Annotated in this window: 14 protein-coding genes; 7 read left to right on the top strand and 7 right to left on the bottom strand. The window is 43.7% G+C overall.

All coding sequences use genetic code 11. The annotated features are described in order from the left end of the window. Positions 1-656: IS4 family transposase (locus CAG58_RS00510; protein ID WP_161439682.1), on the top strand; the 656-nt coding region annotated here is incomplete at its 5' end. A 121-nt stretch (positions 657-777) separates the two neighbouring features. On the opposite strand, the gene CAG58_RS00505 is transcribed toward CAG58_RS00510, so the two are convergent. After that, positions 778-1299: a DUF2062 domain-containing protein gene (locus CAG58_RS00505; protein ID WP_161429595.1), complete on the bottom strand. Its 522-nt coding sequence runs from the start codon at positions 1297-1299 to the stop codon at positions 778-780. A gap of 8 nt (positions 1300-1307) precedes the next feature. On the opposite strand from CAG58_RS00505, the gene CAG58_RS00500 reads away from it, so the two are divergent. Genes CAG58_RS00500 through kdsB form a run of 5 tightly spaced genes read left to right on the top strand, consistent with a single transcriptional unit; the run spans position 1308 to position 7249 of the window. Then, positions 1308-3551, top strand: coding sequence for a DNA internalization-related competence protein ComEC/Rec2 (locus tag CAG58_RS00500; protein WP_161425912.1), 2244 nt, complete (start codon positions 1308-1310; stop codon positions 3549-3551). Between the two features lie 32 nt (positions 3552-3583). Beyond that, on the top strand, positions 3584-5332 hold the full coding sequence (gene msbA / locus CAG58_RS00495) for a lipid A ABC transporter ATP-binding protein/permease MsbA (protein WP_004394931.1): 1749 nt from the start codon (positions 3584-3586) through the stop codon (positions 5330-5332). A 3-nt stretch (positions 5333-5335) separates the two neighbouring features. After that, a complete protein-coding gene (gene lpxK / locus CAG58_RS00490) occupies positions 5336-6343 on the top strand; it encodes a tetraacyldisaccharide 4'-kinase (RefSeq protein ID WP_161425913.1) in 1008 nt (335 codons plus the stop codon). Then, positions 6324-6503, top strand: a complete 180-nt coding sequence (locus CAG58_RS00485) for a Trm112 family protein (protein WP_154167670.1) — start codon at positions 6324-6326, stop codon at positions 6501-6503. Before lpxK ends, CAG58_RS00485 begins: the two co-directional genes overlap by 20 nt. Beyond that, entirely contained in the window at positions 6503-7249 is a 747-nt protein-coding gene (gene kdsB, locus CAG58_RS00480; RefSeq protein WP_161425914.1) for a 3-deoxy-manno-octulosonate cytidylyltransferase, read from the top strand. Before CAG58_RS00485 ends, kdsB begins: the two co-directional genes overlap by 1 nt. Before the next feature lie 143 nt (positions 7250-7392). Here the strand turns inward: kdsB and CAG58_RS00475 are convergent, their stop codons facing one another. From CAG58_RS00475 to CAG58_RS00465, 3 genes are all read right to left on the bottom strand, one after another. Then, positions 7393-8925 (bottom strand): SpoVR family protein, encoded by a 1533-nt coding sequence (locus CAG58_RS00475; protein WP_154167675.1) that lies wholly within the window; start codon positions 8923-8925, stop codon positions 7393-7395. Between the two features lie 12 nt (positions 8926-8937). Beyond that, positions 8938-10206 carry a YeaH/YhbH family protein gene (locus CAG58_RS00470; RefSeq protein ID WP_040904203.1) on the bottom strand — a complete coding sequence of 423 codons (1269 nt, stop codon included), beginning with the start codon at positions 10204-10206 and terminating at the stop codon, positions 8938-8940. Positions 10207-10313: 107 nt separating this feature from the next. Beyond that, complete coding sequence (locus tag CAG58_RS00465) at positions 10314-12248, bottom strand: PrkA family serine protein kinase (protein WP_004394936.1); 1935 nt, start codon at positions 12246-12248, stop codon at positions 10314-10316. Positions 12249-12548: 300 nt separating this feature from the next. Here CAG58_RS00465 and CAG58_RS00460 point away from each other — a divergent pair, with 300 nt between their 5' ends. Next, positions 12549-13304: a MipA/OmpV family protein gene (locus tag CAG58_RS00460; RefSeq protein WP_004394937.1), complete on the top strand. Its 756-nt coding sequence runs from the start codon at positions 12549-12551 to the stop codon at positions 13302-13304. A 158-nt stretch (positions 13305-13462) separates the two neighbouring features. Here CAG58_RS00460 and CAG58_RS00455 read toward each other — a convergent pair whose 3' ends face one another. The 3 genes from CAG58_RS00455 to CAG58_RS00445 form a co-directional block, all read right to left on the bottom strand. Then, the gene (locus CAG58_RS00455; RefSeq protein ID WP_004394938.1) at positions 13463-13963 is read right to left on the bottom strand and encodes a YfbU family protein; all 501 of its coding nucleotides are present in this window, start codon (positions 13961-13963) and stop codon (positions 13463-13465) included. Between the two features lie 274 nt (positions 13964-14237). Beyond that, entirely contained in the window at positions 14238-14978 is a 741-nt protein-coding gene (gene pflA, locus CAG58_RS00450; protein WP_158138624.1) for a pyruvate formate lyase 1-activating protein, read from the bottom strand. Positions 14979-15168: 190 nt separating this feature from the next. Beyond that, the gene (locus tag CAG58_RS00445) at positions 15169-16161 is read right to left on the bottom strand and encodes a lipid A deacylase LpxR family protein (protein WP_004394940.1); all 993 of its coding nucleotides are present in this window, start codon (positions 16159-16161) and stop codon (positions 15169-15171) included. Positions 16162-16216 lie beyond the last annotated feature (55 nt).

The following is a 16216-nucleotide window of genomic DNA, read 5'->3' as shown; positions in this document are numbered from 1 at the left end:
GTACTGAAAGGCATTGGCTAATGTCAATGCGCAAGAATACTCAATTTACCGAAGTCAGAAAGCTGGGTCGCAATGATCGGATTGTCGAAATCAAGACAACACCTCAAGCGAGAAAGAAGTCCCCGTCACTACCTGAAACCATCGAAGTTCGCCTGATAAAGAAAACTATCAAAGGGAAAGAAGTAAGTATCTTGACCTCGATGACTGATCATCGTCGTTATCCGCCAGCGGAAATAGCAGAGCTTTACAGTCATAGATGGGAAATCGAAGTGGGATATCGGGAAATGAAGTCTTCACTTCTGAACAACGAGTTCACACTGAGAAGTAAGAAGCCAGAGATGGTAAAACAAGAACTATGGGGCTTATTGCTTAGCTATAACATTATTAGATATCAGATGGTTAACATGGCTAAAGCTGTGCCTGGCATCTACCTCAACCAACTGAGCTTCACAACGTGTGCTCACTCTATTATTCACGTAATTTTGGGGTTCTGGTTGGAGTCGGCGGGAACAATCCCTAAGCGCATTACTCACTTGCAGGAAGAGGCGATACACCATGTCTTGCCCATTAAACGAGAAGAGCGGATATATCCGAGAGCAATAAAACCAAAGGCAAAGAAATACCCCAATAAAAAGAAAGCCAGTCAGCTTAACTGACTGGCATTAACCTAATGGTCCTTTTTCATCTTTTGTATACTGCTGGTTACTCAGAAAAATGTTGTATCACTCGCACGATGATTCGCTAGAGCTGCACAGTCACTAACAAAATCAATATGGTTTATTTTATCGTATTGGTCACGCGACGTTTTTGCCAGCTGCGTACAACGGAATAGCGCCATAAACCTCGAATACCAAAGTAACCTAATAAGCCGGCGACAATACCACAGACTAAACTGCCCAACAAAAAGGGTGGACCAATGGTGTGCATCTGATGGTGAAGAAATTCCCACGTTAATTCAAAATGAAAAGGTTGCGGCGGAGTATTCATTAACCAAGCGCCAACTTTATAAGAGAAATAAAAGATAAATGGCATAGTGATCGGATTGGTTATCCACACCAAGGCAACAGCGAGGGGTAAGTTCACACCACAAATAATCGCTATGCCAGCAGACATGATCATTTGGCTAGGTAGCGGCACGAAGGCCATAAATAAACCGACTGCAAACGCACCAGCAGCAGAGCGTCGATTTAAACACCACAGATTCGGGTTGTAGAGGACGGAGCCAAAAATTTGTAATGCCTTTTGACGCTTAATAACAGCGTGATCAGGCATAAAACGTTTAATAAACTTTCTTGGCATAAGGAAACATGGCTCTCTTATCGAATTACTGGACGTTGGCTTCGTTCTCGTTAACGATACTCTCTGCCCCATTTTGGCCTTGGATGCCCAAATGGCCTATTATCATTGGCATTGTTGTTGTGTTGATGATGAGTCTCGTGACACGCCGAGGCAGGGGATGCATCGGAATTACACTGGCCTTAGTGTTGATAATAACACACGGAAATAAAGTAACCGCACAGTCCAATAATATCTTACAATTTGCGACAGATATTACCATAAAAGGTGTCGCTGACAGCTTTTTTACTGCTCATCGCTACGGTTTTAGTGGTTCTTTTGTAGTGAGATCAATCAATGGTCAATCTTTACCCCGATTTTTGTCTCCCACGGTACGTTTAAATTCCCCGCTCGCCTTACAATTGGGTGATCACGCTCAATTTGTGGTACAGGTGAAGCCGATTTATGGGCGATTGAATGAAGTCGGGTTTGATCAAGAAGCCTTTTTTCTGAGTCAAGGCTGGAGCGCACAAGCGAACGTTCGTCCTAATACACCTTATCAAATTATTCCCAGTTCAAGTTTACGGGCGATATTTTTTCAACATATTGAGCAACGAACGCGATCCAGCGAGGTTCAAGGCTTTATTTTAGCCCTCACTTTTGGTGAGCGTAGCGGGATTACTGAACAGCAGTGGTTGGAATTACGCAATAGCGGTTTAATCCATCTCACTGCGATCTCAGGGTTGCACATCGGTATGGCATTTGGATTTGGCTATTTGTTAGGGGGTATGGGTAGCCGCCTTTTGAGAAAAGGCTTATGGCTGCCTTTTGTTTGCGGTGGATTGTTTGCACTTGGTTATGCCTGGCTGGCAGGTTTTACGCTACCGACTCAGCGAGCATTGATGATGTGTTGGTTGAATATTCTTTTAGTGATGTTCAATGTTCGAGTGACGGCTATTCAGCGGGTGTTATTAACGTTAGCTGCGGTATTGGCTTTGGATCCCTTCGCTTCATTAAGCACAAGTTTTTGGTTGTCTTTTTTAGCGGTCAGCTTTGTCATTTACCAAGTCTCCGTCATCGATAGTCGATGGCCGCTATGGAAGAAAGTGCTTGCTGGCCATCTATTGTTAGTGATGTTAATGGCTCCGGTGACGGCTTACTTCTTCTCTGGCGTTAGCCTTTATTCCGCGCTTTATAATCTCGTGTTTATTCCTTGGTTCAGCTTTGTGGTTGTTCCTTTACTGTTTATTGTCTTGTGCGGCAATGTGTTGATGGCCGATCAGGTCCAGTGGCTTTGGACTTGGGTTGAGGCGGCTTTAATGCCGTTTAGCTGGTCGTTAGGCTTTGCTGAACATAGCTGGTTACCGGTTAACCAAACGTGGCAATATAGTTTGTTGGCCTTATTTTTAGTGATGATGTTACGGCCACTGTTGACAGCGCGATCTCTTATTGCGATTGGGTTACTCTTTAGCGCCACTTGGCTAACAATACAACCGAAGGCCTACTGGCAAGTGGATATGTTGGATGTTGGGCATGGCTTGGCGATGATCATTGAGCGTAACGGACGTTATGTTTTATACGATACAGGGAGTAGTTGGGATGAGGGCAGTGTAGCGACATCACTGATTATTCCGTTATTAACTCGACGTGGAGGAGTACATGCTCTTGATGGCGTGATCATTAGCCATAGTGATAATGATCACGCGGGAGGATTAGCCGATATTCAATCGCGGCTAAAACCAGCTTGGATTCGCGCTAGTTATCGTAATGAACATTTCTCTCCGTGTATTCAAGGTGAATTCTGGCAATGGCAAGAATTGACGTTTGAAGTCGTGTGGCCACCTCGTTTGGTTGATAGAGCGGATAACCCTCATTCTTGTGTGGTTCGTATGGTTGATCAGCAATATGGGCATAGTGTGTTGTTGACCGGTGATGTAACGGCGATTGGTGAGTGGTTACTCAGTCGGGATGCGTTATTAGACAGTGATGTGTTAGTGGTTCCTCATCATGGAAGTCAAACGTCGTCTACACAAGCGTTTATAGCAAAGGTCAATCCACAGTTGGCGATTGCCTCATTGGCGAAAGGTCATCGATGGCAATTACCTCATCCAGATGTTCTCGCACGTTATCAATCTTTAGACATTCCGTGGCTTGATACGGGAGAAGTCGGACAAATAACACTCCGTTACCAAGGATCTCAACGTCAGCTTTTCACTTTACGCGGTGGTCGAATCACGCCTTGGTATAGGCAGATGCTACGTAAAGAGGTAGAATAAGGTCAATTTTGTAATATCGATAAAGCAGCTTTATGTCACTCAATTCTGACGAAACAACTTGGCAAACCTTTAAACGTCTTTGGACTTACATCCGTCTTTATAAAGTCGGATTGGTGCTGGCGACCATCGCTTTAGTGATCAATGCGATCTCTGATACCTACATGATCTCCTTACTAAAGCCGCTATTAGATGAAGGCTTTGGTGGTACAGACTCTAATTTTTTGCAGATCTTACCCTTCATTATTCTTGGTCTGATGTTTATTCGTGGCTGTAGCGGCTTCGTTTCTGCTTACTGTTTAAGTTGGGTATCTGGCAATGTAGTGATGCTGATGCGTAGGCGGATTTTTAATCAGTTTATGCATATGCCGGTGAGTTTTTTCGATCGTGAGTCAACCGGTGGTTTATTATCGCGAATTACTTATGATTCTGAACAGGTTGCAGGAGCCACGAGTCGAGCAATGGTCAGTATTGTTCGTGAAGGGGCCAGTATCATTGGTTTATTAACCTTGATGTTCTGGAACAGTTGGCAACTCTCTCTAGTTTTAATTGTGGTTGCTCCGATTGTTGCGATTGGCATTCGAGTGGTCTCTAAACGCTTTCGAAAAATCTCCAAAAATATGCAAACAACCATGGGCCATGTCACTTCGTCGGCAGAACAGATGCTTAAAGGCCATAAGGTGGTTTTAAGCTATGGTGGACAAGAGGTTGAGCGTAAACGCTTTGATAAAGTTAGCAATCAAATGCGTCAGCAGACTATGAAGTTAGTCTCGGCTCAAGCAGTGGCCGATCCTGTGATTCAAATGATTGCTTCATTAGCCTTGGTGACGGTCTTATTCTTAGCTAGCGTTGATTCTATTCGTGCAGATTTAACGCCTGGTACCTTCACGGTTATTTTCTCGGCGATGTTTGGTTTGATGCGCCCTTTAAAGGCTTTGACCAACGTAACTTCAGAGTTTCAACGAGGTATGGCCGCAACACAAACGTTATTTGCGTTAATGGACCTGGAAACTGAGCGCGATAATGGTAAGTTTGTGACAGATAAAGTACGTGGTGATATTGCCGTAAAAGATGTCTCTTTTACTTATCAAGGTAAAGAAAAACCGGCATTATCGCATGTAAGTTTTACCATTCCTCAAGGCAAAACCGTTGCACTCGTCGGACGTTCTGGTTCGGGCAAATCAACCATTGCTAATTTGTTTACCCGTTTTTATGACGTCGATTCCGGTGCCATCTACCTTGATGACCACGATATTCGTGATTACACGCTGAGCAATTTGCGGCAACATTTTGCTTTAGTCTCGCAAAATGTTCATTTATTTAATGACACCATCGCCAATAACATCGCTTACGCTGCACAAGAGCAATACAGCCGTGAGCAAATAGAAGAGGCTGCCCGCTTAGCCCATGCGATGGACTTTATACAACACTTACCACAAGGCTTAGATACGATAATTGGTGAGAACGGAGCCAGTCTCTCTGGTGGCCAACGTCAGCGTATTGCGATTGCTCGCGCTCTGCTGCGTGATGCTCCTGTGCTTATTTTGGATGAAGCAACTTCAGCATTGGATACTGAATCAGAAAGAGCTATTCAAGCCGCGCTTGACGAATTACAGAAAAATAAAACGGTATTAGTGATTGCTCACCGACTTTCAACGATTGAACAAGCTGATCAAATTTTAGTGGTTGATGACGGTGAGATCATTGAGCGTGGGAATCATGCTGATCTCATCAAACAAAATGGCGCTTATGCGCAATTGCATCGTATTCAGTTTGGCGATTAATCCGTGATAGACAAATTGTGGTTTGGACGCCATCCGCTCTATTTTTTGCTTTGGCCACTTTTGTGGCCATTGAGTCGACTGTTTTATGTGATCAGTACTCGTCGCCGGCATGCCTTTTTGTCTGGTAAAAAAGCGCGTTATCGAGCGCCATTGCCAGTGATTGTTGTCGGTAACATTACCGCTGGTGGTAATGGTAAGACCCCCGTTGTAGTTTGGTTAGTGGAGTTACTGCAACGTCAAGGCTATCGACCGGGCGTGGTTTCAAGAGGATACGGAGGTAAGGCAACTCAATATCCGTTATTGGTTACTGACCATACCTTACCGACCGAATGTGGTGATGAGCCTAAGCTGATTTATCAACGTACAGGTGCCCCAGTGGCCGTTGACCCAATACGTGCGCATGCGGTTCAAGCATTGCTCAGCCAAGGGGTTGATCTTATTGTTACCGATGATGGTTTACAGCACTATGCGTTGGAACGAGATATTGAATTTGCGGTTGTTGATGGAGTCCGTCGCTTTGGTAACCAACAACTGCTTCCGTTGGGGCCATTACGTGAACCTGTCGAACGTTTACAGCAAGTCGACTTTGTGATCAATAATGGCGGAGAACCGGTTATGGGTGAACTTGCCATGACACTCAAACCCAGCTTAGCGGTTAATGTCATCAGCGGAGAGCGCATTGATGTTGCGGCCCTGAGCCGTTTAGTGGCTTGGGCTGGGATTGGCCATCCGGCTCGCTTTTTTAATACGTTACATCAACTCGGTGCATCACTGATTCTTACCCATGATTTTGCTGATCATCAAGCATTTGATGAAACGACATTGCGCGAATTAGCCAGCCAAGGTGATAACGTGATCATGACAGAGAAAGATGCCGTTAAGTGTACAGATTTTGCAGCAAAAAACTGGTGGTATTTACCCGTATCGGCCGAGATTTCACCAACTGATCAACAGTGCATATTAGATAAAATTAAAGAGGTTATGGAACATTATGGACCACCGTCTGCTTGAAATTGTGGCTTGTCCCGTATGCAAGGGGAAGTTGACTTACGATAAAGGTAACCAAGAGCTGATTTGTAAATTAGATCGTCTGGCTTATCCAATAAAAGAAGGTATTCCAGTACTGCTCGAACCTGAAGCGAGAAGTATGACCATGGATGAGGGACGCTAATGTCTTTTACGGTTATCATTCCGGCCCGCTACCAATCAAGTCGCTTGCCAGGTAAGCCGTTGGCTGATATTGGTGGTAAGCCAATGATTCAGTGGGTTTATGAGCAAGCGCAGCAAGCAGGCGCTGAGCGGGTAATTGTTGCTACCGATGATAGTCGAGTCGAGCAAGCGGTCCTCAGTTTTGGCGGATCAGTATGCATGACGTCAACCGAACATCAATCTGGTACGGAACGTTTAGCCGAAGTGATTGCTTTAATGGGGATTGACGATGATCATATCATCGTTAATGTACAAGGGGATGAACCCCTCATCCCGCCAGTGATTATTCGTCAAGTCGCGGAAAACTTAGCGTCAAGCCAAGCACCAATGGCTACCTTGGCGGTGGAAATTGATGATCCGCAAGAGGTTTTCAATCCTAACGCCGTTAAAGTGGTGACTGATCAATATGGGTATGCGTTGTACTTTAGTCGCGCGAGCATTCCATGGGACCGCGATAACTTTATTCTTGAACCGAAGGCGATTACTCAGCCATTAATGCGCCATATTGGTATTTATGCTTACCGAGCCGGGTTTATCAATACCTACATACACTGGTCGCCAAGTGTGTTAGAGAAAATCGAAAATCTAGAGCAACTGCGTGTACTGTGGTACGGCGAAAAAATTCATGTGGCTGTTGCGCTCGAAGCGCCGCCAGCCGGTGTTGATACGCCTGAGGATTTAGCGGCGGTGCGTAAACTTATCGAATAAATGTCGAACATGGGTGCATTTTTCCCCATTGTAAGTCGTAGTTCCAAGAGATTGAGATATATTAGCCGTATTAAACAGTAAGCCCCATCGGTTGATGGGGCTTATTTATTGATACTTTGTTTAACGTTATGTAAAGCGTGATGTTAATCGTTTTTCTTTGGACAAGTGGCAAGTAGCTCGTGTTTACCGTTATCTTTACGTTCTTCTAATTTCACTTCAAAGCCCCACAGACGATGCATATGTTTGAGCACCTCATCGTAGCTTGGATCGAGTGGAATTCGATCGTGAGGCACATATTGCAGTGTCAATGAGCGATCACCTCGAACGTCGACATTGTAAACTTGAATGTTGGGTTCTAAATTGCTCAAGTTATATTGTGACGCAAGTTTTTCACGAATTTGGCGATATCCCAACTCATCATGAATCGCACTGATTTCAATAAAGTTTTTATGATCATCGTCAGAAATGGCGAACAATTTAAAATCACGGATAAGTTTTGGTGACAAATATTGGCTAATAAAGCTTTCGTCTTTAAAGTTGCGCATTGCGAAGTGTACGGCATCCAGCCAATTGGTATCGACTAATTCAGGGAACCAGTGTCTATCTTCATCCGTTGGCTCTTCACAAATGCGCTTTATGTCTCGAAACATCGCAAACCCAAGCGCGTACGGGTTAATACCACTGTAGTAACGGCTGTTATACGCAGGCTGCATCACCACACTACTGTGGCTATGTAAAAATTCGAGCATAAATTTATCGGACAGTAACCCTTCATCGTAAAGATGATTCAGAATTGTGTAATGCCAGAAAGTGGCCCAACCTTCATTCATGACTTGCGTTTGTTTTTGTGGGTAAAAATATTGGCTGATTTTACGCACGATACGCACGACTTCACGCTGCCAAGACTCTAGAAGAGGTGCATGTTTTTCAATGAAATACAAAATGTTTTCTTGTGGTTCAGAAGGAAAACGTCGTTGTAACTCGGCTTCCTTGGCTTTTTTAGGCACGGTTCGCCACAAGGCATTCACCTGTGATTGTAAATAAGCTTCGCGTTCTTCTTGGCGTGCTTTTTCTTCAGCAATCGAAATTTTTTCTGGTCGCTTATAACGATCGACGCCGTAGTTCATTAACGCATGGCATGAGTCCAATAATTGCTCGACTTCGGTCACTCCATATTTTTCTTCACATTTAGCTAAGTAGTTTTTAGCAAACAGTAGATAATCGATAATAGAGCTGGCGTCAGTCCAGGTTTGAAATAAATAGTTGCCTTTAAAAAAAGAGTTATGTCCGTAACAGGCATGAGCCATTACTAAAGCCTGCATAGTGACGGTATTTTCTTCCATCAAGTAAGCAATACAGGGATCTGAATTAATCACAATTTCATAGGCTAACCCCATTTGACCGTGCTTATAGTTTTTCTCAGTATGAATAAACTTTTTACCAAATGACCAATGGTTATAATTGATCGGCATACCAATACTGGAGTAGGCATCCATCATCTGCTCAGAAGTGATCACCTCAATCTGATTAGGGTAGGTATCTAACCGATAATGCTCGGCAACACGTTTGATTTCTTGGTGGTATTGATGCAAAAGATCAAAAGTCCAATCTGGACCATCAGCCAGACGTTTGTTTTTTTTCTTACGCTTTTGCGTGGTGGCTGTTTTGACTGTCATAGTCTTATCCCCTTATGCCGTTTCCTTATGGAATAGCTCCCTAAACACAGGGAAAATATCGTCCACACTACGAATATTTTTCATAGCAAAGTGATCAAAGCTTTCAGATAGTTTTTCATACTCATGCCATAAGGTTTGATGAGAACGACGCGTAATTTCGATGTAAGCATAATACTGGCATTCAGGTAGGAGTTTATTCGCCAGTAACTCTTTACAGCGAGGCGAGTCGTCAGCCCAGTTATCGCCATCCGAGGCTTGCGCGCCATAAATATTCCACTCACCGAGAGGGTAACGTTGTTGAATAATGTCATGCATTAATTTTAATGCACTAGAGACAATCGTTCCGCCAGTTTCCTGTGAATAGAAAAATTCGTGTTCGTCCACTTCTTTGGCTTGGGTGTGGTGGCGAATAAACACCACTTCAACATTTTCATAGGTGCGAGTTAAAAACAGATAGAGCAAGACATAAAATCGTTTTGCGATATCTTTAGTGGGCTGATCCATCGACCCTGACACATCCATTAAGCAAAACATTACCGCTTGGCTAGAAGGGATCGGGCGTTTTTCGTAATTTTTAAAACGTAAATCAAACGTATCGATAAACGGTACACTGTCTATTTTCCGGCGTAGTTCAGCTATTTCTTCTTTTAAACGTCTCTCTTCGAGTAGTTGCGCTGGCTCAGAGTTGCGAATATTTTCCAGCTCTTGCTCAAGCTCATGCATAAGGCGCCGCTTGCCTGATGTCATCGCCGTGCGTCGGGCAAGCGATTGTTGTAAAGAGCGGACAATCGCAATGTTGGCGGGAACGCCAGCAGTTTGGAAGCCTGCGCGATGGGTTTTCCACTCTTTAATTTTGTTGACTTGATTTTTCTTCAGGTTAGGTAATGCTAAATCTTCAAACAAGATATCCAAATATTCATCTTTGGATATTTGAAATACAAAATCGTCTTCGCCTTCACCGTCTTGACTGGCATCCCCTTCGCCTGAACCACCACCTTGACCACCTTTTGGCCGTTCTACTTTATCACCACGTATGTATTGATCATTACCAGGGTGAACGCGTTCGCGAACGCCGCCTTTACCTTGATGGAAAATGGGCTCTTTAATATCTCGATGAGGAATCGCCACATCTTCTCCAGACTCCGTATTGGTTATGGATCGGCGATTAACCGCATCCGCAACGGACTCTTTAATTTGTTCTTTATAACGGCGTAAGAAGCGCTGCCGATTAACGGCGCTTTTGTTCTTGCCGTTCAACCTTCTGTCGATAAATTGCGCCATGAGATTCTCCCTCTAAACGTCACTCGATGAGTTCTAACTACTCATACGCTTTGGCAAGTTAGCTTCTGACCCAGAATCTCTGGGTCAGAGTCGCAACCAAGGGCTTGCTAAGAGGATTTACGCACGCGTAAATACCATTCAGACAGTAATCGAACTTGTTTCTCGGTATAACCTTTCTCCATCATGCGGGCGACAAAATCGTCGTGTTTTTTCTGATCTTCCGATGAGGTTTTGGCATTGAAAGAGATAACTGGCAGTAATTCTTCAGTATTGGAGAACATTTTCTTCTCAATAACCGTGCGCAGTTTTTCATAGCTCGTCCAAACTGGGTTTTTACCACTATTGTTAGCCCGAGCTCGAAGTACAAAGTTAACGATTTCGTTACGGAAATCTTTCGGATTGCTGATCCCTGCCGTTTTTTCGATCTTCTCTAGCTCACTGTTAAGCGCTGAGCGATCAAACAGTTGGCCAGTTTCTGGATCACGATACTCTTGATCTTGAATCCAGAAATCAGCATAAGTGACGTAACGGTCGAAAATATTCTGACCGTATTCAGAATAAGATTCTAAATAAGCGGTTTGAATTTCTTTGCCAATAAACTCGACATAACGCGGAACCAGATAGCCTTTGACAAATTCTAGGTAACGCTCAGCAACCTCTTGCGGGAACTGCTCGCGTTCAATCTGTTGTTCGATAACATAAAACAGGTGTACGGGGTTTGCAGCGACTTCTGATTGGTCAAAGTTGAATACTCGTGAGAGTATTTTAAAGGCAAAACGAGTCGAGAGACCGGACATGCCTTCATCAACGCCAGCATAATCACGGTATTCTTGATAGCTTTTCGCTTTCGGATCAGTATCTTTCAGTGTTTCACCATCATAAACGCGCATTTTAGAGAAAATGGACGAGTTTTCTGGCACTTTTAGTCGCGATAACACACTAAATTGAGCCAGTAACTCAAGTGTACTTGGTGCACGTGGCGCTTTGGTCAGTTCACTGTGCTCAAGCAGTTTTTCGTAAATTTTAACTTCTTCAGAGACGCGTAAGCAATAAGGCACCTTCACGATATAAACTCGATCCAAAAACGCTTCATTGTTTTTATTATTGCGGAATGTCTGCCACTCTGATTCGTTGGAGTGAGCGAGGATCATGCCGTCAAAGGGTAGGGCGGAGAGCCCTTCGGTACCGTTGTAGTTGCCTTCTTGAGTCGCAGTAAGCAGTGGGTGAAGCACTTTGATCGGTGCTTTAAACATCTCGACGAACTCCATTAAGCCTTGGTTGGCTCGACAGAGTGCCCCAGAGTAGCTGTAGGCATCGGGATCATCTTGTGAGTAGTGCTCTAGCTTACGGATATCCACTTTACCGACCAGCGATGAGATATCTTGGTTGTTTTCATCGCCCGGCTCTGTTTTGGCAATCGCAATTTGGTCTAAGATAGAAGGTCGGACTTTAACGACTTTAAACTTCGTGATATCGCCACCAAATTCATGCAGACGTTTTGCTGCCCAAGGTGACATGATGGAGCGCAAATAGCGCTTTTCAATCCCGTATTCTTGCTTGAGCAAGTCGCCATCTTCATTGACATCAAACAAGCAGAATGGGTGGTCATTGACCGGGCTGCGCTGACCATTCGCTGATAATACGTAGATCGGGCATTGCTGCATTAATGCTTTGAGTTTTTCAGCAATCGATGACTTACCACCACCGACAGGGCCGAGTAGATAAAGAATCTGTTTCCGTTCTTCTAAGCCTTGCGCTGCATGCTTAAGATAAGAAACAATTTGTTCAATCGCTTCTTCCATGCCATAGAAGTCTTGGAACGGTTTATAACGTGAAATGACTCGGTTAGAAAAGAGCCGACTCAAACGAGGATCTTTGCCAGTATCGACCAATTCAGGTTGGCCAATTGCCAGCAATAAGCGTTCTGCCGCGTTAGCATAAGCGCTTTTGTCTTCCTTACAGAGATCCAAAAACGTTTGAATCGATATCTCTTCATCCTTGGCTGCTTCATAGCGTGCCTGAAAGTGGTTAAAAATACTCATGGTAGTTCCCCTCTAAAAATGTCTCTTCGACATACAACCGCTTAAACACACAAATCCCTAATACGTTAAGCCTAGATCGCAATTGATGATTTTGCTTAAAGATTATGTATTTATTTACAAATCGTGACGTAAATTACGTCTCTGGCTAAGAAGTATTGTGCTGATGAATTGTTGCTATCAGTCTTATGATTATTAACAAAGCAAAGTGGCAAGAAGTGATTGAACAACAAAGATTGTTTCTCTTAAGGGGAACTTCTATGATGGTTATCTTTGCAATATAATCGATAAAATAGGTGAGGAATGAGAGATTCGATAGTCAAAACCATTAGTGGGTTAACGATACTATTTACACCTTGGTATGTTAACGCTGAAATGTCTCAATGGTCAGTGGGTGTCGCTGCCGCCTATTCGCCTGCCGTTTATAAAGATACGCCCTCCAACCGTACCGTGATCCCCATCATTGGTTATGAAGGCGAGCATCTCTTTTTTCGTGGTTTTGATGCGGGATATCGCCTGTTGCCGATTCGTTCTCAGCAAAACCTAATCTTGCGGTTGGCTTATGATCCTCGCACATTACAGCCTAATGATTCTGATGATCCACAGATACGCCAGCTCAATAAACGTAAGTCAACGATTTTAGGAGGGGCGAGCTATCAACATCGTACGGTAGTGGGTTTATGGGAAGCAACGATTGGCTCGGATATCGCAGGGCGACATGATGGTGTTTATGCAGAAGTGGCTTGGCGTTTCCCATTGCGTTTTGAACGTTGGGGCATCACGCCTTCGGTGGGTTATGCTTATAATTCTGATAAGCTCAATAACCATTTTTATGGTGTGTCAGCTCAAGAGTCGCTGAGTAGTGGCTTAGAACAATACAACGCTGGTTGGAGTGGGCAGTACTTTATTGGCGCGATGGCTTATTGGTCGGTTTCTCAGCATGTTAGAATATCAGGCGGTCTTCGTTATACCAATCTCGATAGTGATATTTCTTCCAGCCCTGTGATTGGCCGTGATTCATCAACCGTGGGCACCCTTGGTGTGGTTTACCTATTTTAATCGTAGAGTGAGTTTTTGCTGTGCTTAAAATGATGTTATCTCAAATTATATCAGCATCGAAAGGTATGATGTAATGGACAGTAATAAGGATTGGTATACAAGGATTAATATATTGATATAGAGAGAGCTTACAAACCCTCTCTATTTTTGTATCAGGACTAAGCGTTAATAATTTTGTTGAGTTCGTTGGCTGATAAGTGATATTGCCTTGGGCAATTTCGCCATGTGGTTAACATGCGTCGGTATTTTTCACCCATAGCCACTTGGCTGTTGAAGTGGTGCTCACCACGTTCAAATTGAGGATACAAACCTTCAGTATTGATTAGAAAACGCACGTAGTTGACCAGTTGAGCTTCAGAGGCACTATCATAACCAAGAAAATTCAAGCGACGAGCATCAACGTCACTACTCAATTTGCTATCGAGCATTTTGTATGACTCTTGCATGGCATGATACATTTCCATGACATCGATCACTTCTCGGCATTGCGCTTCAGAAATTGCCCCAAATTCTTTATTGAGCTCAGTCATTTGTAATTCATAACCCCGTTCAATAATCGTTTGTAGCCGTTTATATTGTTCGGCGTTGGCCGGATCAAGCTGGGACATTAAAACGTATTGATTAGATAGGATCAGACGTTGTGCATTAGTCATTTCCATTATTGACCTCACTGTAATCGATGTTGGTATCCCCTTCCTACCTGAACTGCCAAGTATTTTGGGTATAAATTTGCTTAAGATTAGGTTAACAGCAATGGGTGATTGTGAAACATGATCTCAACACAGATTTAATCTTAACCGAGTAAATTATCGACAATTCTAGCACGTTTATTTCTGTGTCGTTAGCTTCTGGGTGTTATAGCTGATAGGTGAATGAGTCAATCAAAAGCAAAACACCAGCCATGTGCTGGTGTTGGATTTGCAGAAGGGAAGCTTAGTATTTTACGTTGTGATGATATTGCATTAGCACATCAACAATCTTATCCATGGTTTCTTTACTGGGCGGATTAACGCCCTCTAAAGGATAAGTTTCTCCCATCGCTTCCCATTTATGAGCGCCTAACTTGTGGTAAGGCAATAACTCAATTTTTTCAATATTATCCATATCTTGAATAAATTGTCCGAGTAGATGGGCCGATTCTTCATCATCTGTATAACCCGGAACGACCACATAACGTAGCCAAGTTGCTTTGCCAATCGTGTGTAGATAGCGTGCAAAATCTAACGTACGTTTATTGGATACCCCGATTAAGTCTTGATGAACATCATCTTTGATTTGTTTAATATCCAGTAGCACTAAATCAGTGACGTCCAAGACTTCATCAATCACCGGGGTGTATTTACGGATATAACCGTTGGTATCAAGGCAAGTGTGGATCCCTTCGGCTTTAGCCGCGCGAAAGACATCTCGTACAAATTCAGGTTGGAGCATCGATTCACCACCGGAGCAGGTGATCCCGCCGCCTGAAGCGTTCATAAAATGTCGATAAGATTTCGCTTCTTTGATGATCTCTTCAACAGAGACTTCTTTACCTGAATGGGTATCCCATGTATCTCGGTTATGGCAATACTTACAACGAAATAAGCAACCTTGCAGAAAGAGGATAAATCGAATACCGGGGCCATCAACTGTACCGCAAGACTCAAATGAATGGATACGACCAGTAGTAGACATAAGTTGCTCTCATTTGCTGAATTTACCGACTATTTTATTACAAAAGGTAGGGTTTAAATAGGATTTCTTCGGGTAAGTTAAGTGTTGTTGGATGAGTTTTGTACTGAGGACGGGGTGTTAAAGTACCAAAGAGGATTAAGATCAGTAAGGTGAAGCTTAATCCTCAATCAGTGAGAGTGACTATCTTAATTTAGAAAAAGGCAAATAAAGACAGTGCTCCAGTGCCGTGGGTGCGGTGTTTACTTTCTTTATACTCAGCATTACTGGTGGTTAAAGTAAAACTTGCGCCGACATGAGGTCCATACCATACCACGCCAAGTACCGCGGTCGCTTGCAAAGGTTCTAGCGTCACCTGATAGGCACTGGGCTGTAGAGGTAATCCATCTAATGGCCTATCTCCTTCAATGGTTAAATCATTAAATCGATAACGTGCTTCGAGGCCTGCGAAAACGAACCACGCGGAGCGCGAAGCCCCGATCATCCCTGCGCGAAAAGGAGTTTCACTATCAATTTGCGCACTGCCAAAGTTAGCCGCTAAATCAGTCCCCCAGCGCAGCATCATACCTGAGGAAATATCGCTGCGAAAATTACCAACGTTCACTTCGCCAATGGCGGAGAGTTCCCAAGCATAGTGCGGATCGTAGGCGGTGCGATAGAGATTGAAGTGACTAAGATAACCAATACTACCGGCGATTTTATCGTCTATTTGGTAATCCCAGCCGTTAGGATCGCCAGACTTAGTGATGCTGTGAACGATTTTTTGCGCTTGTTCGGATAACGCGCTATCTCCAGTGGTACCTATCGTGAGATTAAATCGTTGTGCTTGCTGGGGATGTAAACTGATGTAATTAAACTCGCTGTGTAAAAATCCCGCATAAGGACGTTCATTCGGGGCAGGGGTATATTGCTCAATATCAGAAGGCGTCCACATTTTATGACCAATCATCACCTCCCATTTATCGATACTTGAGGCTCCCCAGAGTGAAAGACTGAATGGCTTGGCAAACCAATAGGGGGTAATCGGTCTTGAGGTATAGGAAAGAAAAAGCCCACTGGTGTATTCCCTATCCATGCCATAAACACCGTCATTATCGACTTTGAGGGAAAGGGTCGATTGGGTGGATGACCACACAAATGGAGCAAAAAGAATCAGCGGGAGTACACGTAATAATGTTAAAGCCATACGTTTTTCGTTGTCCGTAGTAAATACAAGAGTAGGTCAGAGATGGGCATGCCTA

The sequence above is a fragment of the Vibrio sp. V31_P5A7T61 genome, assembly GCF_009904895.1.
Taxonomy (GTDB): Bacteria; Pseudomonadota; Gammaproteobacteria; order Enterobacterales; family Vibrionaceae; genus Vibrio; species Vibrio metschnikovii.
This window is presented reverse-complemented; position numbering and strand designations above follow the sequence as displayed.